Genomic DNA, 23,645 nt, shown 5'->3' on the forward strand with positions numbered 1-23,645 from the left:
TCTTCGATACGGTCAATTTACCGGGCGATACGCACCCCCGCGATGCCGATCGCCAGACCCTGGGCGACGGTTCCGGGGATGATCCACCACCCCTCCGCGCCGGGCAGCACCCCCGGCAGCATGGCCGAGACCGTCATGGACAGCGTGCCCAGGATGATCAGCACCCCCGACCAGCGGCCGAACACCGCCGCGGGCCGGATCAGCGCGTACACCGCGAGCAGCACGAACCCGATCAGCAACGCCAGCGACAGCGGCGCCAGCACCGCGGCCGAGGCGTCGGAGATCTCGGCCGCGGTGTGGTGGTCGAGATGGGTGCTGACGAACACCTCGTGATAGGCCCCGATCGGGATCACCACCGCCAGCCCGGCGAACAGCAACCCGTGCGCGAGGGTGAGAAGCTTGCCCGCCCCCTCGTCACCCGGGCGGCGGATGGCCCGAACCAGCGCGGGTAACCCGACCGCCATCAGCACCGCGCCGACGGCGAAGGTGAGATGCGCGGCCGCCCAGGTCGGCGCTTGCTCGGAGGACTCGGCGTGTTCCAGCGGATGCATGAGGTTGCCCGCCGCCCACAGGGCCGCGCCGACGGCCAGGACCAATGCCCTGCCCCGGTCCCGGCTCCCCGGCGGGACGGAGCTCGACGCCGGGTCGACAGGATGCGGCACGGCAGCCACGGTGTTGTTCGCCTCATCGGCGGTCTCGATAGTCATGAGCAGAGCGTGACCGCGGCCGATTGGCGCCCACTTGCGAACGAATTGCGGTCGCCCTGGCCCTTGTGCCGCCGCCCGGCACACACGGGCCCCGCCCGCCGGAAACGGCGTGCGGGGCCCGGTGATCCGAACTCAGACGGCGATCGGCACCCGGGCGGCGTGCTCGTCGCCTTCGATCAGGTTCTCCGGCTTGTCCCTGATCATCACCGCGATCACCACCGCGGCGACGAGGAAGAAGCCGGCGCCGACATAGAACGCCACGTCGTAGCTGTAGATCGAGGCCCGGTCGACGAGGTGGTCGACGGTCGGATTGTCGGTCGCGTAGTTCTTCGCCGCCTGCACCGAGATCGTGGTGAGCAGGGCGGTGCCGACCGCGCCGCCGACCTGCTGGGCCGCATTGAGCAGGGCGCTGGCCACGCCGGAGTCGTCGGCGTCGACCTGATGCAGCGCGACGGCCTGCATGCCGACGAACAGCGGCCCCATACCGAGCGCGATCAGCAGCTGGGCGGGCAGCACGCTCAGCGCGTACCCGTCGCCGTAGCCGAGCTGGGCCAGCCACAGCAGGCCGACGGTGCCGAGCAGCGCGCCGACCACCATCAGCGGGCGCGGGCCGAGCTTGGGCATCAGCGCGCTGGTGACACCCGCCGAGACCGCGATGCCGACCGGGAACGGCAGGAACGCGACGCCCGCTTTCAGCGGCGAGTAGCCCAGGGTGTTCTGGTAGTAGAAGCTCAGGAACAGGAACATCGCGAACATGGCGATCGGGATGAACAGCGCGGCCAGCAGCGCCCCACCCCGGTTGATCTCCCCCGGAATGCGCAGCGGCAGCAGCGGATTCGCCGAGCGCGCCTCGATGACGACGAAGGCGATCAGCAGCGCGGCGCCTGCCCCGAGCAGGCCCAGTGTGCTCGAAGCCAGCCAGCCGTGTTCGGCGGCGCGGCTGAATCCGTAGACGATCGACACCAGCCCGAGCGTCACGGTGACGGCGCCGGGCAGGTCGTAACCGCCGACCCGCGGCACCGGCACATCGCGCACGAGAACCGCCAGCGCGCCGAGCAGCGCGACGATCGCGACCGGCGTGTTCATCAGCAGCGTCCAGCGCCACGACACGTACTCGGTGAGCGCGCCGCCCACGATCAACCCGAACGCGACACCACCCGCCGAGATCCCGGCGAACACCGCGAACGCGCGCGCCCGCTCCTTGACGTCGGTGAATGTCACCGACAACAGCGACAGCGCCGATGGCGCGAGCAGCGCCGCGAACGCGCCCTGCAAGCCGCGCCCGAGGAACAGCTGCAGCCCGTCCTGGGCGAGCCCGGCCAGCGCCGACGCGGCGGCGAAGCCGACCAGGCCGATCAGGAAGATGCGCCTGCGGCCGAGGTAGTCGGCCATCCGCCCGCCGAGCAGCAGCAGGCCGCCGAAGATCAGGGTGTAGGCGGTGAGCGCCCACTGTTTGTCGCCCTCGCTGATGCCGAGGTCTTTCTGGGCGAACGGGAGCGCGATCGTGACGACGGTGGCGTCGAGGATCACCATCAACTGCGCGGAGGCGAGGACGGCCAGCGCCCACCATCGCATCGAACTCTGTTGTGTCTCAGTTGGTTTCGCGTCTATGTCGATGCCGGTCACCACGGACTCCTAGTCACTCGAAGGCTGGCTCAATCCTGGCACCACGAGACAATTGGCGTCAAGAGCAAAATGTCTGACTGCGCCATTTGGCGCGATTGGACAGACAAATCGAGCCGGACGGTAATCTGGAGGGATGCTGGACTCGACCACTCCGATCAGCGCGGACCGGGCGACCGAACCGGCAGGCCTGACCACGGCCGGCCGCGCGCCGACGGGCCTGCGCGAACGCAAGAAGATCCAGACCAAGGCGGCGATCGTCGAGGTCGGGCTGAACCTGTGCGACTCGCAGGGCTTCGACGCGACCACGGTCGAGCAGATCGCCGCGGGCGCCGACGTCTCCCCGCGCACGGTCAACCGCTACTTCCCGATGAAGGAAGACATCGTGCTCGCCCCGATCGACGACTTCGGGGTCACCGTCGCCGCCGCGCTCGGCGAGCAACCGCGCACCGGCAACGAACTCGGGGCGCTGTGCGGCGCCTATCTGCAGGTCATCGACGCCGAGGCCGACGCCGACGGCATCCGGTTCCTGCGCCAGTTCCTGCAGATGCAGCGGATCATGCGAACCAGCCAGGCCGTGAACGCCCGCGCGCTCGAATACGCGGAGAAGAAGAACGTCGCGGTCTGCACGCAACTCGCCGAGCGGATGGCGACCACGCCGGACGACTTCTCGGTCCGGATGGTCGCGGGCACCTGGCAGATGCTGTGTCACCTGTCGCTGGCCGCCATCGAGGACGAGCTGCTCGGCTCGACACCGGAAGCCGCCGCCGGGGTGACCAGGAGCGCCGTCCTGCGCGCCTACCACGAACTTCGCCGCGTCTGCGGCGCACCGGCCGACCGCGACACGCCAGGGGTCGGCACACCGGCGGCGGAGTGATCCAGGCGACGAAACCGGGGGAAGTTTCCGCGCTGACCCGATGGCCGGTTAACATGACGGCAAGGTCATGAGTACCAGCGCCAAGCCCCGGCTCGCTGGTCGGCAACCCTCCAGCTGCGGTGGGGTGCTCCGGGTGATGACCGGGCTCTCGAAGGTCGAGAGCAAGCGCGCATCGCAGGAGGCCCCCATGTGTTGTTGTCCGTCGATCCGACCCAGCTGACGCGAGACACCGGCAAACAATCCTGGAGCATTTCATGACCGACTCTGCCCTGCCCGAGAACTGGTCCTTCGAGACCAAGCAGATCCACGCGGGCCAGGCACCCGACGCGAGCACCAACGCGCGGGCACTGCCGATCTACCAGACCACCTCCTACACCTTCCGCGACACCGACCACGCCGCCGCGCTGTTCGGTCTCGCCGAACCGGGCAACATCTACACCCGGATCATGAACCCAACCCAGGACGCGGTCGAGCAGCGCATCGCCGCGCTCGAGGGTGGCGTCGCGGCGCTGCTGCTGGCCTCGGGCCAGGCCGCCGAGACCTACGCGATCCTGAACCTGGCCAGTGCCGGTGACCACATCGTGTCGAGCCCGCACCTCTACGGCGGCACGTACAACCTGTTCCACTACTCGCTGCCCAAGCTCGGCATCGAGGTCTCCTTCGTCGAGGATCCCGACGACCTGGCGCAGTGGCAGGCCGCCATCCGGCCCAACACCAAGGCCTTCTACGGCGAGACCATCGCCAACCCGAGCAGCGCCGTGTTCGACATCCCCGGCATCGCCGAGGTGGCGCACAAGGCGGGCATCCCGCTGATCGTCGACAACACCGTCGCGACTCCGTACCTGATCCAGCCGCTGGCCCACGGCGCCGACATCGTCGTGCACTCGGCCACGAAGTACCTGGGCGGGCACGGCGCCGCGGTCGCGGGCGCGATCGTCGACGGTGGCACCTTCGACTGGACCGTGCGCGACGCCGACGGCAACGCGCGCTTCCCCGGTTTCACCGAGCCCGATCCCAGCTACCACGGCGCGGTGTTCGCCGACCTGGGCGCGCCCGCCTTCGCGCTGAAGGCCCGCGTGCAGCTGCTGCGCGATCTGGGTGCGGCGGTGTCGCCGTTCAACGCGTTCCTCATCGCCCAGGGCATCGAGACGCTGAGCCTGCGGGTCGAACGGCACGTGTCCAATGCCGAGGCCGTGGCGAAGTTCGTCGCCGAGCAGCCGGGCGTCGAGGCCGTGTACTACGCGGGTCTGGAGACCTCGCCCTGGTACGCGCGGGCCAAGCAGCTCGCGCCCAAGGGCGCGGGCGCGATCGTCGCGTTCGAGCTGCGCGGCGGTGTCGACGCGGGCAAGAAGTTCGTGGACGCGTTAAGCCTGCACAGCCATGTCGCTAACATCGGTGATGTGCGTTCTCTCGTGATTCACCCGGCATCGACCACGCACTCGCAGTTGACGCCCGAAGAGCAACTGGCCTCCGGCGTCACTCCGGGGCTGGTCCGGCTCGCCGTCGGCATCGAGGGAATCGACGACATCCTGGCCGATCTGCGCGCGGGTTTCGCGGCGGCGACGACGTGACTGTGAGCACCGAATCGCCGATCGCCCGTCCCGCAACCGGTGTGGCCCTGCTGCCACCGCCGGACGGGCGACTCGGCGTGGTCGCCATCGGGGACGTGTCGCTGGAGAACGGCGCCGTGCTCCCCGATGTGCGGCTGGCGGTGCAACGCTGGGGCGAGCTCTCGCCCACTCTCGACAATGTGGTGCTCGTCGAACACGCGCTGACCGGTGACTCGCATGTCATCGCCAGCGCGGACAACGCGCAGCCCGGCTGGTGGGAGGGCATGGTCGGGCCCGGCGCGCCGATCGACACCGACGAATGGTGTGTGATCGCGACCAACGTGCTCGGCGGCTGCAAAGGCAGCACCGGCCCGTCCTCGCTCGCGCCCGACGGCACGCCGTGGGGCTCGCGCTTTCCCGATCTGACCATCCGTGACCAGGTGACCGCCGAGGCGCAGCTGCTCGATCTGCTCGGGATCGAGCGGCTCGGCGCCGTCGTCGGCGGGTCGATGGGCGGCATGCGGGTGCTGGAGTGGATCGTCGGGCAGCCCGAGCGGGTCGCGGCCGCGCTCGTGCTGGCCGTCGGCGCCCGCGCCACCGCCGATCAGATCGGCACCCAGACCACCCAGATGGCCGTCATCACCGCCGACCCGGATTGGCAGGGCGGCGACTATCACGGCACCGGCCGCGCCCCGATGACCGGCATGGGCCTGGCCCGGCGCATCGCGCACCTGACCTACCGCACCGACGGCGAGCTCGACCACCGCTTCACCAATCAGCCCCAGGGCGACGAAGACCCGTGGACGGGCGGCCGCTACGCGGTGCAGAGCTACCTCGAGCACCAGGCGGAGAAGCTCTGTCAGCGGTTCGATCCGGCCACCTATGTGCTGCTCAGCGAGGCCATGAACCGGCACGACGTGGGTCGCGGCCGTGGCGGGATCGCCGCCGCGCTCGCCTCGACCTCGGTCCCGTGCGTGGTGGGCGGTGTCGACTCCGATCGGCTCTACCCCCTGCACACCCAGGCCGAGCTGGCCGAGGGTCTGCCCGGCTGCGCCGGTCTCGAGATCGTGGTCTCGCGCGACGGGCACGACGGCTTCCTGACCGAGGCCGCCGCGGTGTCCAAGCTGCTCACCGAGACGATGCGCCTGGCCCGCGAGAGCCGCTGACTCAGTCTCTCGCCGTACCCGTCAGCAGGGTGACGATCGAGCGGACGTACTCCTGAAGCCGTTCGCGCGGATACTCCCGCGGCTCGTTCACCGCGAGCCTGCCGAGCATCTCGGCGACGGTGAGCGTCGAGTTCGCGAGCAGTCCAGCGTCCATCCCCGACCAGCGCGGCGACATCGCGATACCGACGCGGACAAGGGATTCCGCGCGGGCCAGGATGTCGGCGCGGGCCGCGCGCAAGGCGGCACGGTATTCGTCGGGAGCGCTGGCCGGGGTCGCCAGGATCAGCCGCCAGCGCGTCGGATTCGCCAGTGTCACTCCGACGAACGCTTCGACCGTCGCCGAGGCGGCGGCGACCGGATCGGTGTCGAGCAGGTCCTCCGGCAGGGTGTCGGCGATCTGCTCCAGCCCGCGTTCGCGTTCGCGTTCCAGCAGGGCTTCGACGAGTTCGGCGCGGGTCTTGAACACGGTGTACAGCACCGGTTTTCCGACGCCGGCCTCCTGGGCGACGGCTTCCATGCTCAGTTCGTGCAGTTCCATCCGGCCGAGCACGGTGAAGGCGGCGTCGAGGAGCTGGGCGCGCCGCTCGTGCGGCGGCAGGCGCGGGGCATAGCGGCGCCGCGGCCGTTGCTCCTGCGTCGCGGTCACGCGCTCCTCCTGTCGTTGCCTGGACGATACCCCGGCGGTGGACTCCCGGCATCAATCCTACGCAACCGTTGTATTCGCATCGCACCATTGCTACGGTTGCGTTGTATTCAAATGTGAGGTTCGCCTCGGCACTGCAAAGGAGCACGTGCAATGGCTTTCGATCCGTCCGCCCTGCGCCGCGACGACTACGGCTTCTTCGGGCCGGGCTCCCCCAGCTGGAAGGTGTGGGCATCGCCGACCGCGCTGATCGGTTTCCAGCGGGCGGTCACCCTCGAGCACTTCGACCCGTTCCTGACCGCCGCGGTCGCCGACTCGCAGGGGATCTACGACAACCCAGCGACCCGCCTCGACCACACACTCGCCTACTTCGTGCTGGTCGCGCTCGGCGACGGCCGCACCGCCATCCAGGCCGCCGAGCACCTGATGAAGGTGCACGCGCCGATGACGGGCATCGAGCCGATCAGCGGCAAGCGCTACAGCGCGAACAACCCGGAATCCCAGCTGTGGATCCACGTCACCGGCTGGCATTCGGTGCTCGAGTGCTACGAGATGTACGGGCCGGGACCGCTGAGCCCCGAGGAGGAGGATCGCTACTGGGCCGAGTGCGTGATCGCCGCCGAGCTGCAGACCTGCAAACCCACCGATGTGCCGCGCAACCGCGACGAAGTGCACGCCTACTTCGAGCGGGTCCGGCCGCAGCTGTGCGTCTCCGAGCGGGCGATCGAGGGCATGCACTACCTGCTGTGGACACCGCCGGGCAAGGGCTGGCATTTCGCGATCGGCAGCAGGCTGCTGTCGCTGGCCACCATCCCGTCCCTGCCGATGTGGATGCGCAAGCTCGGCCGTTTCGCCATGCCGCGCGTCGTCGACCCGCTCGTCCGGATCCCCGCGAAGGTGATCGCCTGGACCGCCGCCCGCCGCGACAACCGGGTCCTGATCACGGCCGCCCCGTTCATCGCCCCGATGACCGGCGCGATCTTCGCCGCCCACGCCCACTCCGCACCGCCGCGGACCCCGTCGACGATCACCCCGCGGCAGGCCCGCGAGCTCTACGGCAGCCAGGGCACCCGCAGCCTGTGGGAGCAGCCCGCGCCCGCCGAATCCGCCTGATCGATTCGGCTCCGGGCCGCCGCCACGCCGGGCCGCGGCCCGGTCAGGGCGACATGCGCCTGGCCTTCTCGATGTGATTGATATTCGTCTCGACCCATTCCCGCAGCGCCGCGATCGGTTCGCACAGGCTGTGACCGAGATCGGTGAGCGTGTACTCGACCCGGGGCGGCACCGTGGGATACACCGTGCGCGCGACGAATCCGTCGCGCTCGAGCTGACGCAGGGTCTGCGTGAGCATCTTCTGGGAGATGCCGTCGATCCGGCGGCGCAGATCGGTGTAGCGCAGGGTGCCGTCGGCGAGCGCGTCCACGATCAGCACCGTCCACTTGCCCGCGATGTGGTCGAGGACCTCGCGGGTCGGACATTTGGCCGAGTAGACGTCGGCGGGCAGGCCGGTCGCTTCATGAACTGTGCGCACCCAGCCGATTCTAACGCACTTTTAGGTGCCTACTTCCCAAAGGAGAGTGACTCTCCGATAGTAGGAATCATGATCACGCAGACACTGTCAGTCGCCGAAGCCATCCGCACCCGGCGCACCGTCCGCCACTACCGGCCCGATCCCATCGCCCCCAAACTGCTCGAAGAACTGCTCGACCTGGCCGTGCAAGCCCCGAGCGCCTGGAACATGCAGGACCGCTCGATCGTCGTGGTGACCAGCGACGACGGCCGGAAGGCATTGTCGGAGGCGGCTTTCGGTCAGCCGCAGCCGCTGGAGGCGCCCGCGGTGCTGGTGTTCGTCGCCGATCCGGCGGCCTGGACATCCGCCAACACCGATATCGCCGAGCAAGCCGTGCGGAACGGGGCGTGGAACGAGCGGTTTCAGGCGATGTTCGATTCGCGCGCCGAATATCACTCGTTGCGCGAGCGCGGGCTGCTGCGTGAGAACGCCGTGAAGAACGCGATGATCTCCGCCACCTATGTGATGCTCGCGGCGACCGGTCTCGGGCTCGCCTCGGCGCCGATGAACGGGTGGGACGCCGAGCTGGTGAAACAGGCGATCGGCGTCGACGCGGACGCGGATCTGGCGATCGCGGTCATGGTCACCGTCGGCTACGGCGCGGCCACCCCGCCGCACCCGGGTCGCAGGCCGCGCGAGCGGGCGGTGTTCGCCGAGCGCTATCCGGCGCTCAGCTGACGCCGAGGGTGTTGATCGTGGCGGCGAGGAAGACGATGGCGCTGCCCAGTGCCGTGAGGGTGGCCACGTCGAACGGCTTGCTGCGGACCGCGAGCAGCCCCACCTGCACGGTCGGCAGGCACAGCCGGAACGCGGCGGCCACCAGGGCCGCGCTGCCGAAGATGATCGCGCCGCGCCGCCACCGATCCCAGGCGACGAACACGACAGCGACCAGGATCAGCGCGCTCACCACGGTCATCGGCAGATGACTGCGCAGGTACTGCTGCCCCGCGCTCAACCGCACGACCCGATGCTTCCCGGTCGTCTCCGCCTTGTTCACGGCGCCGATTGTTCCAGACGCGGCCGCAGGGCGGGCGCCCCGAGCCCGATCGGTGGGGCGAGCCGAGCGCGCGAGCCCGGCATGACAGAGTGATGCGCTGTGCTGCACCTGATCTTTCACAACCCCGTGATCCCACCCAACACCGGCAATGCGATCCGGCTGGCAGCGGGGACCGGTTGCGCGCTGCATCTGATCGAACCGCTCGGCTTCGACCTCTCGGAGTCGAAACTGCGCAGGGCCGGACTGGACTATCACGACCTCGCGGTGGTGACGGTGCATCCCGACCTGGCGACGGCGTGGGCGGCCATCGAGCCTGGGCGGGTGTTCGCGTTCACCACCCAGGCCACCACCCGCTTCACCGATGTCGCCTATCGCGACGGCGATGCCCTGCTGTTCGGCACCGAACCCACCGGACTACCGGCGGAGGTGCTGACCGATCCGCAGATCACCGAGCAGGTGCGCATCCCGATGCTGCCTGGGCGTCGCTCGATGAATCTGTCCAACGCGGCCGCGGTGTCGGTGTACGAGGCGTGGCGCCAGCTGGGCTTCCCCGGTGCGGTATGAGCTGTCGTCGCCGTAGTCCACGCCGTACAATGAGACACGTATCGCACGTAATACGTGTCTTTTCTGCCGTTCTCTAGGACGAGGTGGTGCGCGGTGCGCTTGAACAGCAAGGGACAAGTCACGATTCCCGCCGAGCTCCGACGAAAGTTCGCTTTCGAGGAGGGCGATGAGGTCGAGGTCATCGAGGTCGGTAACGCACTGCAGATCGTGCGCCGCGAGGGCGCGCAGCGCCGCGGGAAGCGGCTGACCGGACACATGCGCGGCCGGGCGACAACGAGCATGAGCACAGACGAGCTCATGGAACTCTTCCGTGGCGACTAGCAGTCGCAGGGCCCGTCCGCTGCGAGTGGCCGATGAGCAGCCCATCACCCTGGTGGACTCCTGCGTCCTCCTCGATGTACTCACCGACGACCCCAAGTGGGCGGACTGGTCGGATGACGCCCTGGCCGAAGCAAGAGATGCCGGACCGACGGTCATCAATCCGATCATCTACGCCGAGGTCGCCGGAGGTTTCGACACCATCGAAGATCTCGACGAAGCCATCCCGGAGGCCGATCTCGAGCGAATCCCTCTGCCGTTTCAGGCCGGATTCGTGGCCAGTAAAGCGTTCGTCGCATACCGGCGGCGAGGCGGGGAGAAACGCAGCCCACTCCCGGACTTCTACATCGGGGCGCATGCGGCATATTCGGGCTATCGGCTTCTCACTCGAGACGCTGCCCGGTTCCGCACCTACTTCCCACGGGTGCCGCTGATCACTCCCGACGGCGAGTAGTCAGAGATCGACGTCGAAGCGTTTGAAGCGGGCCTTTACGGCTGTTCGGTTTGATCGTCGCCCGTACGGTCGGCATCGGTCGCTTCCTTCTTGTGTCCCGCGGTCGGCGAGGTGGTCTCGGCCGCGGGGGATTTCGCGGCAGGCGCCACGGTGGGGCGGCGACGGCGCAGCACGGTCCGCAGCACCAGCCAGAGCACGCCGCCGAGCACGGCGAGGAAGCCAAGCCACGGGACCGCCTTGCCCGCGAACACGACCGCGTCGCGCAACCAGTCGACGAGCGAGTTCCAGCCCGCGACGATGCCGTCCCAGAAATTGTCCGGGTCGCCGGGCGCCTTCTTGTCGTCGGCGGTGAGGGTGATGGTGAGCGTGGACAGCGCGACCTGGTCGTCGAGGGAACGCTTCTGCGCGGTGAGGCTGTCGAGCTCGCCCTGCCTGCTCGACAACGCTTCCTCGGCGGCGATCAGGTCGGCGGTGTTGGTGGCGCCGGCGATGAGCGCGCGCAACCGGTCGACGGAGGCCTGCAGTGCGCGGATGCGGGCGTCGAGGTCCTCCCACTGCATGGTGACGTCGTCGCGGTTGGTGCTGACCTCGGTGACGGTGCCGATCCCGCCGAGCCCGGTGATGAAGGCGTCGGTCTTGTCGGCGGGCACCCGCACGCTGAGCACCGCGCGTGCCGTGCGGTCGTCGGTGCCCGGCTGTTCGGTGCGGCTGTCGATCCGGCCGTCCATGGCGCGCACCTGCTCGGTGACGGTCGCCGCGGCGCCGATCGGGTCGTCGGCGGTGATGTCGACCGAGCCGGTGATCACCTCTTTCCGATTCGCCGAATCCGACGGCGCAGGAGCCTCTTTCGACGGCGCCCCCTCCCGGAACCCCGGCGCCACCGCGGACGCAGGCCCCGAGATCATCGGCGAGGACGCGCGATCGGCCTGACTCTCGCTCGTGTCGTCCCCGCACCCGGCCAGGAACAACAGCCCGAACACCCCGACCATCACCACGGCAAGCTTGCGCATGCTCGCAGCGTAATGCGCCGACGCCGCGAGCGGGCGCAGCCGCTAGAGGTCGGCGGGAAGGATGCGGAACGCGTCGACACCGGGGGTGAGCGGCTCGATCGCGCGAAAGTCGCTCTGGTCCAGGGTGAAGATGGTGTTGGTCCGGTATTTGTCGGCCAGCGCTACACCGACCGCGTCGGCGAGGTCGAGGCGAAGCCCCTCGTACTTGGCCCGGATGAGCTGGGCCGCGGCCAGATCGACATGTTTGAGCTCGGCGAGCCGGTAGCGCCCGTCGAGCATGCGGGCCATCAGTGCTTCGGTGACCTGCATCGCCGCCTCGAAACCGAGATCGCGGTGCACGAGATGGTCCAGCTCGGTCATGACGAGCGGCGAGATCACCAGGGTCTCGGATGCCATGACCGCGAGCGCCTGTTCATGCTCGGGCTGATCGGCGTCGAACGCGGCGAACAGAGCGGAAGTGTCGGCGACGATGATCATCGACGAGCCGACCGCGACTTGATGTGGTCATAGATCGCCTGATCCATCTCGTCGGCGGTCCTGGCGCGGCCGCTGCGGAATACCGGCAACGGCGCGTCGTTCTTGGGCACCTCGGAAGCGTCGAGCAGCATGGCGATCCCCCGTCGGATGAGTTCAGCCTTGCTGACCCCGGTCGCGGCAGCTTCGGCATCGAGCCGGACCTCCAACTCCTCGGGGAGGTACACGGTCGTCTTGATCATGCCACATATGGTACCACCCGTAAACCACGAAACCGCAGGTCAGCAGAGGCGGCGGGCGTACTGTTCGGCGGCTGCCAGGCGGGCGTCGAGGTGAGGGTGCGTGGACAGCGGGCCCGGAATTTCGGTGCGGCGGCCGGTCGGGCCGGGGACGTGGTTGTGCAGGACTTGCAGGACGAAGCGGAAGTCGTCGAGGTAGCCGAGGTCGACGACGACGCGGTCGGCCAGGTATTCGAGGCGTTGTGAGAGCTGGGGACGGGCGAGTAGCTGGGCGGCGGCCAGGGTCAGCGCGAGTGCGGAGCCCCACGGGCCGAGCAGGACGGCGAGCGCCAGGAAGACCAGGCAGGCCGTGGTGGCGTAGGCCACGATGCTCGGGCCCGCGATCAGGCAGCTGCCGAGCACGAGACCGGGATACGAGTAGCGCAGCGCCGCGACGACACGGTCCGCGATCGCGGACAGGTGCGGGAGCGCGCGACCCATGAGCAGGTCGGCCGGCAGGAAAGCGACGTGTACCAGCGCGTCGAAAGGGCCTCGGTACCAACGAATCACCGAGCGCCAGGTGGCCGTGCCCTGCCATCGGTGCCCCAGTTCGTGGGCGAGCAGCGCTTCGAGCTGACGCTGGGTGAACACCTCGACGGCATGCCGGGTGACGGTGATATGGCCCCCGATGTGGACGCCGCCGTTGACCGCATCGGAACCGATGACCCACACCGTGGACGTGGCGGCGGGGACACCGGCGGCATCGGCGACCATCTCCCACGCCCGATTCACCCGCTCGTATTCCGCGGGCAGATTCCGCGCGGACCATAGCGCCATCGCCCCCAGCCCGAGCCTGCGCCAGCACATCACCAGCGGACCCGAACCCACCCACAGCACGGCGATCAGCACCGCAACCCAGTTCGCCGACAGCGCAGCGGTTCCCACCAGCACCCAGCCGCTGAGCACGATCGACGGTAGCGATGCCGCCAGCTCGGCCACGGCCCAGCGGTAGCTCTGCCGGTAGGTCACCGACAGCGTGTTCTGCTCGGTATTCGACATGTGGCCCCCAGAATCGCCGCCTCACTTCCTTGATACCCCACCGATTCCCGGATGTCCGGGATCGATTCGGCTGGCGGTCAGCGGAAGTCGCGGGAGCGGGCGACGATGGTGAGGTCGAGCTGTTCGAGGTGGTCGGCGAGGAGGCTGGCCGCGCCTTCGGCGTTCTGGACCCGGCCGCGGATGAGCAGTGCGGTGGCGGTCTGGGCCAGGCGGCGGTAGCGGGTCCAGAGGCCGACCGAGCAGACGACATTGACCATGCCGGTCTCGTCTTCCAGGTTGAGGAAGGTGACGCCCGCCGCGGTGGCCGGGCGCTGGCGGTGGGTGACGGCGCCCGCGACCAGGATGCGGGTGCCGTCTTCGACGAGCAGCAGGTCGGCGGCGGGGACGACGCCGAGCGAGTTCAGGTGTGCGCGCAGGAATTCGGTGGGGTAACTGCCGGGTGAGATGCCGCTGGCCCAGACGTCGGCGGCGGCGAGTTCGAGTGCGCTCATGCCGGGGAGCGACGGCGCGACGGTCGCCGGGCCGGTGCCGGGCAGGAGATGCGGACGCTCGCCCGCCGCAGCGCCGGCAGCCCACAGCGCAGTCCTGCGCACGCTGCTGCCGCGGTCGTCGACCAAGGTATCCAATGCGCCTGCGGTGGCGAGTGATTCCGCCTGCGCGACAGTCAGTTCCACGCGGCCGGTCAGGTCGAGCATCGACGTGTACGGGCCCGAGGCAACGCGCTCGGCGACGATGCGGTCGGCGAGATCGGCGCCGATGTGGCGGACGCCGGACAGGCCGAGCCGGATCTCGGTGCCCGCGTTCTCCAGGGTGGCCTCGGCCAGGCTGGCGTTGATATCGGGCCCGTGCACGCGCACACCGTGGCGCCGGGCGTCGGCGACCAGCGACTGCGGCGAGTAGAAGCCCATCGGCTGAGCGCGCAGCAGTCCCGCGCAGAACGCGGCCGGATGGTGCAGCTTGAACCAGGCCGAGTAGAACACGATCGAGGCGAAGCTCTGCGAATGACTTTCCGGAAAACCGAAATTGGCGAAGGCGTAGAGCTTCTCGTAGATGCGATCCGCGACCGCGCCGGTGATCCCGTGCAGCTCACGCATGCCTTCGTAGAGCCGGCCCTTCAGCCGTTCCATCTTCTCCGGCGAGCGCTTGGAGCCCATCGCCCGGCGCAGCTGATCGGCTTCGGCGGGGGTGAACCCGGCGACGTCGACGGCCATCTGCATCAGCTGTTCCTGGAACAGCGGGACGCCGAGGGTGCGTTCGAGCGAATTCTCCAGTGCCGGATGGTCATAGACGACCGGCTCTTTCCCGTTGCGTCTGCGGATGTAGGGATGCACGGAGCCACCCTGGATGGGTCCGGGCCGGATCAACGCCACCTCGACCACCAGGTCGTAGAAGGTGCGCGGCTTCAGACGCGGCAGTGTCGCCATCTGCGCGCGCGACTCCACCTGGAACACCCCGATCGAGTCGGCACGCTGCAACATCTCGTAGACGCCCGGTTCGGCGAGGTCGAGCGCGTGCAGTTCGACCGTCTCACCTTTGTGCTCGCGCACCAGGTCGATCATGTAGTGCAGCGCCGAGAGCATGCCGAGGCCGAGCAGATCGAACTTGACCAAACCGACCGCGGCGCAATCGTCCTTGTCCCACTGCAGGACACTGCGCCCCGCCATCCGCGCCCACTCCACCGGGCACACGTCGGCGATCGGCCGATCACAGATCACCATGCCGCCGGAGTGGATGCCCAGATGCCGTGGCAGGCCGTCGAGTTCACCGGCGAGCTCGAGCACCGGCGCCGGGATATCGGTGCCGGTCTCCGCCGCGACCCCGGACCAGCGGCTCACCTGCTTGCTCCACGCGTCCTGCTGACCCGGCGAGAAGCCGAGTGCCCGTGCGGCATCGCGCACCGAGGACTTACCGCGATAGGTGATCACGTTCGCCACCTGGGCGGCGTAGTCGCGGCCGTACTTGGCGTAGACGTGCTGGATGGCCTCCTCGCGCCGATCCGATTCGATGTCGACGTCGATATCGGGCGGCCCGTCGCGCTCCGGCGAGAGGAACCGCTCAAACAGCAGTTTGTTGCCCACCGGGTCCACATTGGTGATGCCGATGGCGTAGCAGACCGCGGAGTTGGCCGCCGAGCCCCTGCCCTGGCACAGGATGTCGTTGTCCTTGCAGAACTTGACGATGTCGTGCACCACCAGGAAGTAGCCGGGGAAGGTCATCTTCTCGATCACCGCGAGCTCGTGCTCGATCTGCCGGTACGCCTGCGGGTTCCGCTCCGGTGGGCCGTAGCGTTCGGCGGCGCCGCGCAGGGTCAGCTCGCGCAGCCACGAGTCCTCGTCATGCCCGGCGGGCACGTCGAACGGAGGCAGCTTCGGGGCGATCAGGCGCAGGTCGAACGCGCATTCCCGGGCCAGGGTCGCGGCATTGGCCACCGCCTGCGGATGGTCGGCGAACAGCCGCGCCATCTCCGCGCCCGAGCGCAGATGCGCACCGCCGGTCGGCGCGAGCCAGCCCGCCATCTCGTCGAGGCTGCTCCTCGACCGGATCGCGGCCAGTGCCATCGCGCGACGGCGCTGAGACGGGCCGGCGAAGTGCGCACCGGTGGTGGCCAGGACCGGCAGACCGAGGCGATCGGCGAGCGCGATCAGATACGCGTTGCGTTCGTCGTCGGTGGCGATGCCGTGATGGGTGAGTTCGACGCCGACCCGGTCGCCGCCGAAGCGTTCGATCAGATCACGCAGGGCCGCTTCGGCTTTCGGCAGGGTTGTCGCGCCCTCGCGCAGATCCCGCTCCAGCGCGCTGCGCAGGTGGCCCTTCCGGCAGCCGGTGAGGATGTGCCAGTGCCCGCCCGCCGTCGCGGTGAGCGTGTCGAAGTCGTAGCGCAGCACGCCCTTCTCGCCCGCGGCCATGTGCGCGGCGGCCATCTCCCTGGACAGGCGGCGATAGCCTTCTTCACCGCGCGCCAGGACCAGCAGGTGCGGGCCGCGCGGATCGGGAGAACCGGTGCGCGGCACGGAATCCGGGGCATCGACATGGCCGATCGCGTCGCTGTCCGCCGCGATGCCCGCGATATCGGCGCGCAGGCCACCGCGGGGAACAGAACGGCGCCTGACCGCATCCCCTCGGCCAGGCGCCGCCTCCGCATCGGTTCCCAGTGACAGTTCTGCACCGAAAACCGTTGGCATTCCCCATTCTCTGGCCGCCTCGGCGAACCGGACGGTCCCGTAGAACCCGTTGTGGTCGGTGAGCGCGAGCGCCTCCAGCCCTAAGCGCACCGCCTCCTCCACCAGCTCCTCCGGCTGACTGGCGCCGTCGAGGAAGCTGTAGGCGGAGTGGGCGTGCAGCTCGGCGTAGGGCACCGTCGGCGCCGCGGGCGGTTCGATCGAATCCGCTTCGTAGGCACCGCGTTTGCGCGACCACGCCGGGCTGTCGCCGCCGTCGCCGGGATGCATCTCCTCGGCAGGACGACGGCTCGGCTTGCCCGAGAGCACCCGCTCCAGTTCCGACCAGGTCGGCGGACCGTTGCTCCAGCCCACGCGCCCTCTCCTCTCACGACCCCCGCATCACATCCACCTCCCGCTCGGTCGCGTTTGCCCGACCCCTCAACTCGCGGGCAACCGCTCCATCGACCGCGATTCCAGCGCGGCCTCCACATGCCCCAGTCCCGACCGGATCACCGCGCCGTAGGCATCGTTGGCGAGCACGTCCAGGTGCCCGCGCGCGATGGCCAGCTGCATCCGCGCCATCTCGAAGTCACCGACGCGGCGGTGACTGTCGGCCAGGTTCAGATACAGCGAGGGCAGGAACCCGCGCAGCCCCTCATCCAGCGGGATGCCGGGCCCGAACACCGCGCCGAGCGCCCGCTGATCCCAGAGCAGCGCACCCTCCGGCAACTCCTGCACATCCGCCAGGTGATGTGCGATCACGCAGCGATGCAACGGGTCGCCGCCTTCCCCTACCTCGTCCCAGAGCCTGGTCAGCGCCGCGCGCGCCGCATCCGGGTCGCCACCGCCGAGCCGCACCGCGGCATAGATATCCGCCATCCGATCGTCCGCCATGGGTCAAAGTATCGCACATACGTTCGAACATTAGCGAGAGGGACTCGAACATATTTTCGAGTTTCCCGCCAGACCTGGTCCCAGAACTTACTTTGGAGTAAGTTCGAGGGAACGAGCTGCAAAGGAGCAGTGATGTCACAGGTTTCTTCCGGTGCGCAGGGTCGTCGTGGTCGGCGACGGCTCGATCTGGCCGGCAGTCATGTCGTGATCACGGGCGCGTCGTCCGGGATCGGGCGCGCCGCCGCGCTGGCGGTCGCCGACAAGGGCGCCGTCCTGTTCCTCCTCGCCCGCCGCGGTGACGAACTGGCCGCCGTGGTCGCCGAGATCACCGACGCAGGCGGGCAGGCCTACGGCTATCAGTGCGATGTCACCGACGCCGAATCCGTCGAGTCGACCGTCAAGGCGATCCTCGATCAGCACGGTCACGTGGACATGCTGGTGAACAACGCGGGTCGCTCCATCCGGCGCGCCATCCACCGCTCCACCGACCGCATACACGACTTCGAACGCACCATGGCGGTCAACTACTTCGGCGCGCTGCGGATGACGCTTGCCCTGCTGCCGCAGATGCGCGAACGCGGCTTCGGCCACATCGTCAACATCTCCAGCGCCGGCGTCCAGGTCGCCACCCCGCGCTTCTCCGCCTACCTCGCCAGCAAGGCGGCCCTGGACAAGTTCGCCGAGGTCGCCGCCATCGAAACCCTCGCCGACGGCGTCACTTTCACCACCATCCACATGCCACTGGTGCGCACCCCGATGATCGCCCCGAGCGGCGACCAGGGCCCCTCCGAGTCACCGGAATGGGCCGCGGCCACCATCGTCCGCGCCCTCACCGAACGCCCCAAGCGCATCGACGTCCCCCTCGGCACCTTCGCCGAATACGGCGCCTTGTTCACCCCCAAACTACACGCCCGCCTCATGCACCGCTACTACCGGGCCCTCCCCGATTCCCCCGCGGCCAAAGGCGAATCGGCCGACCCCACCGAAGAACCCCCGAAATCCCCATTCCGCCACCGCGAACCGAAACCGAAGTCCCCCGCCCGCAAAGCCACCGGCAACGCCCTCCGCCGCGCCGCCCGCTGGGTCCCCGGCACCCATTGGTGAGCTGGACCATTGATCACCAGGCCTTCACGGAGACATCGGCCGAGAGCCGATCTACACCAGGGCCTGGTGATCACATGTCCGAGGACCTCTTCCGGGGTCGCGACCCGCGGTGCGCTCCATGGGAGCCGGTTCCGCCACCTACTCGGCCTGGGCGGTGGCGAGCTCGGGAAGTTGTTCTACCGCAGCGGATTCCAGGTAGGTGACTGGTTTCGGAGCGACCCCGCAGCTCGCCTGGCGTGGGGCGGCGGCGACGGTGCGGGCGGTGACTCGCCAGCGGCGGCCATCGCGGTGGGTGACGATGGCGGCGCCTGCGAGGGCTGGGTCGGTGGCGGGGGTCGGGTCGGGGGTGACGGTGAGGGCGTCGGCAGGCAGGGGTGGGAGTTGTTCGCGGACAGCGACTTCAGCGAGCTGGGCGATGGGGTCGTAGCAGCTGCGGCCGCGTAGGCCGGTCAGGGAGACCTCGCCGGTGTCGGCGGCGGCGAGGAGTTCCTCGGCGGCGGCGGAGTCGACGCGGCCGTAGGTGAGGCCGGACGGGAGCAGGACTACGGCGGGGGCGAATCGGTGGCCGCCGGTGTGGGAGGCCTCCCAGACGCGGCCGGGGTTGGCGGCGGCCAGTGCGGCCGCGATCGGGCGGCCGAGCAGGGCGCAGCACTGGTCGCGTTTGCCGTGCGCGCAGACCAGGACCAGCGGATCATCCACGCGCACACCGATTCCCGGCGGTGGGCCGTCGACGAGGTGCGGGTCGATATCGAAGAGCTGGCGCAGGTCGGTGATCTCGAACCGCTCGCACCACGAGCCCTCGGGACGCGAGCTGACCAGCAGGACGGTGCGGGTGCCGGTGAACTCGTTGCGGCCGGGGCGGCGGATCAGTGTCGGGCGGACCTTGGCCGCCGAGGTGCGTGCGGCCAATTCGGCGGTGATCTCCGGGCCGAGCACCTCGTCGCCGATCATGTCACGGCCCCACGCGCCGGGATGCTCGATGCACAACCAGCCGGTGACGTGGGTCGCGGTGCCGGGCAGTGGGAGGTCGGCCGCGGCAGCCGAGCACAGCATGCTCTCGAACGGGTTCACGACGCTCCCTCCGGGTCGATCCGTCCGGCCGATCCGGAACAGGCGTCGTTTCACTGTAGAACCGGCAAGGTGTTCAGTGGTGAAGCGCCCTGCGGCCTGGCCGTGAGCTGGGGATGCCGCCTGCCTCATTCGTAGACGCCCTCCGCATGCCAGGCAGCGGCGTCGTAGACGAGCAGGACGGCCCTGATCTCGGTCGGTTCGGCATCGAGCTGGACTTGAGCGCGGGCGGCGGGACCCGCCTGTTCGGCGGCGGCCCACCAGCGCTCGTCCACCGGCCACGGGCCCGCCCAGCCGAGCAGCGCCCATTGCCTGCGGCCCCAGTGCAGGCGGACCGGGTCGGCGGTGAACAGGCCGCGGTCGGTGACCTCGACGGCGGTGCCGTCGGCGGCGGTCAGGTGCACGGTGGGGCGGTGCAGGAGCAGCAGGGTCGGCGCCGGTTCGGGGAGCCTGCCCGGCCAGGGCTGGGACGGGTCGGCGGCCGGGGTGAGCTCGTCGCCGAGGGCGATCATGGTGATGCGTTCGGCCGGACCACGGCCGCCGCTGAGCACCCCGACACGCACCGCCTCGCCACCGAGCAGACCCTGCACCCGGACCAGCGCGCGGCGGGCACGTTCGGTCTCCTCGCCCTCCCCGCCCCACAGCCCGAGCTGCAGCGCGCCTGCGGCGACCACCTCGACCGGTTCGAGGCGCAGCGCGACGATCGGGGCGGTCGGCCGGTCGCGGTGGGTGAGCCAGCCGTCGAGTTGCCAGCGGATGCGGTCGGCGGTGTCGGGTGGGGTGAGCGGGCGGGCGCATCGCCAGATGCGGGAGAGCTCCTCCCCCGCCTCGGTGCGCGCGGTGACGGCGAGACGGGTGCAGGCGACACCGGCGGCGGTGAGCGCGGTGTGCAGCCGGGTCGCGAGGGTGCGGCCGGCGAACGCGGCGGCGTCGACGCGATCGATCGGCGGATCACAGTCGAGTTCGACGCTCAGTTCCGGCGGTGGTCGCCGCGCCGACGGCGGACGCTCCGGCAGTGCGCGGGCGAGGCGATGGGCTCCGACCGCGTCGGCGCCGAAGCGGGAGGCGACGTCGGCGGGGGCGAGCAGGGCGAAGTCACCGATGCGGCGTAATCCCAAGCGGTGCAACAGGTCGACCAGCTCGGCGCGTTCCGGTGGGGCCAGGGCCGGTTCGGCGGCCAGCTCGGCCACCGGCAGCGGCGCCAGATAGCGCGCGCCCTCGTCCACCGGCACGATCGCGACGCGGCGGGCGGCGAGCACCGCGGTCGACATGGCGTCGGCGATGCCGATCTGCGCCTCGGCGCCCGCCACCGCCACGGCATCGATCAGCTGTACGGCCGCCGCTTCCTCGGAGCCGAAGAACCGTGTGGCGCCACGCGCTCCGAGGACAAGGAGTCCTGGGCGCAGCACTTCGACGCCGGGCACCGTCGCGTCGACGGCACCTGCGATCGGTTCGAACAGGCGGGCATCGCGGTCCGGATCAGCTTGGGCGACAACCAAGTCGGGGCAGCGCGATTGCGCTTCCCTGCGGGTCGCCCCTTCTCGCACGCCCTCGGCACGGGCGATCGCCGAGCACGACACCACCCGATTTCCGTGCAGCACCGCCACCGGACGATCCGCGGGCACCCCGGCCGCCGCTGCCGCCGCCACCGCGGGCCAGTCGGGGCACAGCAGTGCCAGGACACGCTCCCCGCGTGTCATCGCCTGTCACCACAGGCATCCGCGTTTGGGGCGGACCGGCCGTCCTCGGTGCCCGAGGCAATCACGTGAGCGGCTGCGATCGGGACGGACCGAATACCCCCGGCACACAACATGATCGAACAGGTGACCGCGACATCCTCGGTGCGCGAGACGCTCGAGCGAGCCTGCTCGCGGGAGCCCGGCGGGGCAGGCGGGCAGGCGATCGGCGCCTGACCGGATGGCCACCGCCGGGCGGTCACGACACGGCCTCCCTGAGGTCGACCACCTCGCGGGTCTCCGCTTCGCGCGCAAACCATTCGGTGCGACCGGCCTTGGCGCACAGGTCGATGCGGCCGTGCCGTGGTGGGCCCGCTTTGGCGCTGACGCGCACGTCCAGGCAGACCGAACGCAGACGACCGCGGCCCGCGCCTAGTCCGCGGTAGCCGGTGACGCGGGTGTCCAGGCGCAGCGACGGATTGGTCCAGGTGCCGCCCGCGACGACCAGGGTGGCGCCGCGGTTGCGGGCGCGGGCGGCGAGGACCCGGCAGCGGGCTGGCGGGACGGCGAGCCCTCCTAGGCCGAGGACCACCAGGTCGAGCCCGTCGAGCAGGACGGCGGCCACTTCGGCCGGATCGGGGCCGGGGTCGGCGATCACCGCCAGCCGGGACAGCTGGGCGCCCATCTCGGCGGCAGCCAGCAAACCAAGCCGGGGCAGGCCGACCACCGCGGCGTGCCCACCGTTACCGGTCACCGCGGCGAGCAGACCCGAGAGCATCGAGTGCGCGCCGGAGTAGGCGACCACAGCACCCTTGGGCAGCCCACCGTCGGGCAGCAGTTCTGCCAGCGGTCCAGGCACCGGCAGCAGATCGCGACGTAGTGGCTGCTCACGCGGTATGTGACCGGTAGCGGACTCGCCACGTCCCGGCACCGACGCCATCCGACGGCGCAAGTCGTCGAGCGTGCGCTCACGGGCCGCCACCTCGGGCGACAACGCATCCGAACCCATCAACACCACCTACTTCCACGATGGACCCGCGAGCGGAGAACCGCCCAGCGCCGGAACAGCAGCACCGTTCCAGCTATCGATCGTATTCGAATATACGTTCGATGGCGACCAGGGTGACACCCACCCCCAGCGCGTGTCCACAGCGGGGCCCCTTATACCCGCGCGCCGTGATACCGGCCAGTCATCGGCATATTCGACTACCCTCGCACCCGTGACCGAACGTGCTCGTCCCCATATCGGCCCCGACTACCTCGTCGCGGGCCGCTACCGCCTGCAGTCGAAATTGGGCGGCGGTGGCATGGGTGCGGTCTGGCTCGCGACGGACCGGCTGCTGAACCGGGAAGTCGCGATCAAGCAGGTGCTCTCCACGGCAGGCCTCAGCGAGGCCGAGGCCGAGCGAATCCGCAGCAGCATCGTGCACGAGGGCCGGGTGGCGGCCAAGCTGTCACACGAGCACGCGATCGCCGTCTACGACGTGGTGATCGAGGCGGGCGAACCCTGGCTCGTCATGGAGTACTTACCCTCGCGCAGCGTGGCCAAGGCGCTCGCGCTGGTCGACACGCTGCCCGCGGTCGAGGTCGCCCAGATCGGCGCGCAGGTGGCCGACGCGCTCGCCGCCGCGCATGCCGCGGGCATCGTGCACCGCGACATCAAGCCGGGCAACATCCTCGTCGCCGATCGCGGTCCCGATCTCGGCAAGGCCAAGCTCAGCGACTTCGGCATCTCCCGCGGCGCGGGTGACACCAACGGCGACGACCCCGAAGGCACCATCACCGGCACCCCCGCCTACCTGCCGCCCGAGGTGGCCCGCGGCGCCAAGCCCACCGAGGCCAGCGACGTGTTCTCCCTCGGCGCGACGCTCTACACCGCGCTAGAGGGCCAGCCGCCGTTCGGCTTCGACGAGGACGAGAACGACGTCGTCACCAGGGCCGCGATGGGCCGGATCATCCCGCCCACCCGCAGCGGCATCCTCACCCAGCCGCTGCTGCACATGCTCGAGCCGGCGCCGCAGCGTCGCCCGACGATGGCCCAGGCCCGCGACGAGATCCTCACCGCGGCTTTCGGGCCCGGCACCGCCGCCTACATCCTCGGTGTGCCGCTGCGCACCGAGGACGGCACCATTCCCTCCTGGGCGGCCCGCAACTCCGCCAGCGGCCTGCGCAGCCCCCACTCCGCACCGCTGCCGCGCCCGCAGCGCGCGCCGCTGTCCGCCCCGCCCGCGCAGCAGCAGCATCAGCAGCGCACCGGCAGCTTCGTGGACAACCTGCCCAACGGCGCACCGCTGGCCATCGGCGCTGGTGTGCTGATCGGCCTGGTCATCCTGATCGCGCTCATCATCGCCGTGATGTAAACCGACTCGCACACCACAACTCGAGTCCGCCATACCGCACTCCCAGCCCCGCACGACCCGACCTCGAGGAGGGTCCGCCGCGCAGCGGCGGTCGCGGCCGTCCCGCCGATCAGGCGCCGGTGCGCAGGCGACGAAGGAGCAAGCACCGGTGC

General features: G+C 69.8%; 24 protein-coding genes and 1 riboswitch. Of the genes, 10 read left to right on the plus strand and 14 right to left on the minus strand.

What is annotated here, in order from left to right:
- Positions 1–17: 17 nt before the first annotated feature.
- The gene (locus ACWF82_RS26795) at positions 18–707 is read right to left on the minus strand and encodes a hypothetical protein (RefSeq protein ID WP_452505505.1); all 690 of its coding nucleotides are present in this window, start codon (positions 705–707) and stop codon (positions 18–20) included.
- Between the two features lie 132 nt (positions 708–839).
- Positions 840–2,333, minus strand: a complete 1,494-nt coding sequence (locus tag ACWF82_RS26800; RefSeq protein WP_452505507.1) for an MFS transporter — start codon at positions 2,331–2,333, stop codon at positions 840–842.
- A gap of 133 nt (positions 2,334–2,466) precedes the next feature.
- Here ACWF82_RS26800 and ACWF82_RS26805 point away from each other — a divergent pair, with 133 nt between their 5' ends.
- The 3 genes from ACWF82_RS26805 (at position 2,467) to metX (ending at position 5,923) form a co-directional block, all read left to right on the plus strand.
- On the plus strand, positions 2,467–3,207 hold the full coding sequence (locus ACWF82_RS26805; protein ID WP_452505509.1) for a TetR family transcriptional regulator: 741 nt from the start codon (positions 2,467–2,469) through the stop codon (positions 3,205–3,207).
- A 63-nt stretch (positions 3,208–3,270) separates the two neighbouring features.
- Positions 3,271–3,381, plus strand: a riboswitch (SAM riboswitch).
- Positions 3,382–3,461: 80 nt separating this feature from the next.
- Positions 3,462–4,778 (plus strand): bifunctional o-acetylhomoserine/o-acetylserine sulfhydrylase, encoded by a 1,317-nt coding sequence (locus ACWF82_RS26810; RefSeq protein ID WP_452505510.1) that lies wholly within the window; start codon positions 3,462–3,464, stop codon positions 4,776–4,778.
- Positions 4,775–5,923 carry a homoserine O-acetyltransferase MetX gene (metX, locus tag ACWF82_RS26815; RefSeq protein ID WP_452505512.1) on the plus strand — a complete coding sequence of 383 codons (1,149 nt, stop codon included), beginning with the start codon at positions 4,775–4,777 and terminating at the stop codon, positions 5,921–5,923. Before ACWF82_RS26810 ends, metX begins: the two co-directional genes overlap by 4 nt.
- A gap of 1 nt (position 5,924) precedes the next feature.
- On the opposite strand, the gene ACWF82_RS26820 is transcribed toward metX, so the two are convergent.
- Complete coding sequence (locus tag ACWF82_RS26820) at positions 5,925–6,569, minus strand: TetR/AcrR family transcriptional regulator (protein ID WP_452505514.1); 645 nt, start codon at positions 6,567–6,569, stop codon at positions 5,925–5,927.
- A gap of 150 nt (positions 6,570–6,719) precedes the next feature.
- Between ACWF82_RS26820 and ACWF82_RS26825 the strand changes: the two genes are divergently transcribed.
- On the plus strand, positions 6,720–7,679 hold the full coding sequence (locus tag ACWF82_RS26825; RefSeq protein ID WP_452505516.1) for an oxygenase MpaB family protein: 960 nt from the start codon (positions 6,720–6,722) through the stop codon (positions 7,677–7,679).
- Positions 7,680–7,722: 43 nt separating this feature from the next.
- On the opposite strand, the gene ACWF82_RS26830 is transcribed toward ACWF82_RS26825, so the two are convergent.
- Positions 7,723–8,097, minus strand: coding sequence for a winged helix-turn-helix transcriptional regulator (locus ACWF82_RS26830; RefSeq protein WP_452505518.1), 375 nt, complete (start codon positions 8,095–8,097; stop codon positions 7,723–7,725).
- Positions 8,098–8,166: 69 nt separating this feature from the next.
- Between ACWF82_RS26830 and ACWF82_RS26835 the strand changes: the two genes are divergently transcribed.
- Positions 8,167–8,814 (plus strand): nitroreductase family protein, encoded by a 648-nt coding sequence (locus tag ACWF82_RS26835; RefSeq protein ID WP_452505520.1) that lies wholly within the window; start codon positions 8,167–8,169, stop codon positions 8,812–8,814.
- On the opposite strand, the gene ACWF82_RS26840 is transcribed toward ACWF82_RS26835, so the two are convergent.
- Positions 8,807–9,133, minus strand: a complete 327-nt coding sequence (locus ACWF82_RS26840) for a DUF3017 domain-containing protein (RefSeq protein ID WP_452505522.1) — start codon at positions 9,131–9,133, stop codon at positions 8,807–8,809. The genes ACWF82_RS26835 and ACWF82_RS26840 overlap by 8 nt on opposite strands.
- Positions 9,134–9,232: 99 nt before the next feature.
- On the opposite strand from ACWF82_RS26840, the gene ACWF82_RS26845 reads away from it, so the two are divergent.
- The 3 genes from ACWF82_RS26845 to ACWF82_RS26855 all read left to right on the plus strand — a co-directional run bounded on the left by ACWF82_RS26845 (position 9,233) and on the right by ACWF82_RS26855 (position 10,469).
- Positions 9,233–9,697 (plus strand): tRNA (cytidine(34)-2'-O)-methyltransferase, encoded by a 465-nt coding sequence (locus ACWF82_RS26845; protein WP_452505524.1) that lies wholly within the window; start codon positions 9,233–9,235, stop codon positions 9,695–9,697.
- Positions 9,698–9,790: 93 nt separating this feature from the next.
- Positions 9,791–10,018, plus strand: coding sequence for an AbrB/MazE/SpoVT family DNA-binding domain-containing protein (locus ACWF82_RS26850; RefSeq protein WP_379038658.1), 228 nt, complete (start codon positions 9,791–9,793; stop codon positions 10,016–10,018).
- Between the two features lie 25 nt (positions 10,019–10,043).
- A complete protein-coding gene (locus ACWF82_RS26855) occupies positions 10,044–10,469 on the plus strand; it encodes a type II toxin-antitoxin system VapC family toxin (RefSeq protein ID WP_452505526.1) in 426 nt (141 codons plus the stop codon).
- Between the two features lie 35 nt (positions 10,470–10,504).
- Here the strand turns inward: ACWF82_RS26855 and ACWF82_RS26860 are convergent, their stop codons facing one another.
- The 6 genes from ACWF82_RS26860 to ACWF82_RS26885 all read right to left on the minus strand — a co-directional run bounded on the left by ACWF82_RS26860 (position 10,505) and on the right by ACWF82_RS26885 (position 17,285).
- Complete coding sequence (locus ACWF82_RS26860; RefSeq protein WP_452505528.1) at positions 10,505–11,479, minus strand: DUF4349 domain-containing protein; 975 nt, start codon at positions 11,477–11,479, stop codon at positions 10,505–10,507.
- A 42-nt stretch (positions 11,480–11,521) separates the two neighbouring features.
- Positions 11,522–11,956, minus strand: a complete 435-nt coding sequence (locus ACWF82_RS26865; protein ID WP_452505530.1) for a type II toxin-antitoxin system VapC family toxin — start codon at positions 11,954–11,956, stop codon at positions 11,522–11,524.
- Complete coding sequence (locus tag ACWF82_RS26870; protein ID WP_378850873.1) at positions 11,953–12,195, minus strand: ribbon-helix-helix protein, CopG family; 243 nt, start codon at positions 12,193–12,195, stop codon at positions 11,953–11,955. Before ACWF82_RS26870 ends, ACWF82_RS26865 begins: the two co-directional genes overlap by 4 nt.
- A 39-nt stretch (positions 12,196–12,234) precedes the next feature.
- Positions 12,235–13,230 (minus strand): M48 family metalloprotease, encoded by a 996-nt coding sequence (locus ACWF82_RS26875; protein ID WP_452505532.1) that lies wholly within the window; start codon positions 13,228–13,230, stop codon positions 12,235–12,237.
- Between the two features lie 77 nt (positions 13,231–13,307).
- On the minus strand, positions 13,308–16,763 hold the full coding sequence (locus ACWF82_RS26880) for an error-prone DNA polymerase (RefSeq protein WP_452505534.1): 3,456 nt from the start codon (positions 16,761–16,763) through the stop codon (positions 13,308–13,310).
- Positions 16,764–16,829: 66 nt separating this feature from the next.
- Positions 16,830–17,285 carry a hypothetical protein gene (locus ACWF82_RS26885; protein ID WP_379038665.1) on the minus strand — a complete coding sequence of 152 codons (456 nt, stop codon included), beginning with the start codon at positions 17,283–17,285 and terminating at the stop codon, positions 16,830–16,832.
- Positions 17,286–17,417: 132 nt separating this feature from the next.
- Here ACWF82_RS26885 and ACWF82_RS26890 point away from each other — a divergent pair, with 132 nt between their 5' ends.
- Positions 17,418–18,389 (plus strand): SDR family NAD(P)-dependent oxidoreductase, encoded by a 972-nt coding sequence (locus ACWF82_RS26890; RefSeq protein ID WP_452505536.1) that lies wholly within the window; start codon positions 17,418–17,420, stop codon positions 18,387–18,389.
- 138 nt (positions 18,390–18,527) lie between these two features.
- On the opposite strand, the gene ACWF82_RS26895 is transcribed toward ACWF82_RS26890, so the two are convergent.
- From ACWF82_RS26895 to ACWF82_RS26905, 3 genes are all read right to left on the minus strand, one after another.
- The gene (locus ACWF82_RS26895) at positions 18,528–19,442 is read right to left on the minus strand and encodes a sucrase ferredoxin (RefSeq protein WP_452505546.1); all 915 of its coding nucleotides are present in this window, start codon (positions 19,440–19,442) and stop codon (positions 18,528–18,530) included.
- A gap of 143 nt (positions 19,443–19,585) precedes the next feature.
- The gene (locus ACWF82_RS26900; protein WP_452505538.1) at positions 19,586–21,157 is read right to left on the minus strand and encodes a DNA polymerase Y family protein; all 1,572 of its coding nucleotides are present in this window, start codon (positions 21,155–21,157) and stop codon (positions 19,586–19,588) included.
- Positions 21,158–21,392: 235 nt separating this feature from the next.
- A complete protein-coding gene (locus ACWF82_RS26905; RefSeq protein WP_452505540.1) occupies positions 21,393–22,142 on the minus strand; it encodes a hypothetical protein in 750 nt (249 codons plus the stop codon).
- 211 nt (positions 22,143–22,353) lie between these two features.
- Between ACWF82_RS26905 and ACWF82_RS26910 the strand changes: the two genes are divergently transcribed.
- The gene (locus ACWF82_RS26910) at positions 22,354–23,493 is read left to right on the plus strand and encodes a serine/threonine-protein kinase (RefSeq protein WP_452505542.1); all 1,140 of its coding nucleotides are present in this window, start codon (positions 22,354–22,356) and stop codon (positions 23,491–23,493) included.
- The last annotated feature ends 152 nt before the right edge of the window (positions 23,494–23,645 follow it).

Source organism: Nocardia sp. NPDC055053 (assembly GCF_053608285.1).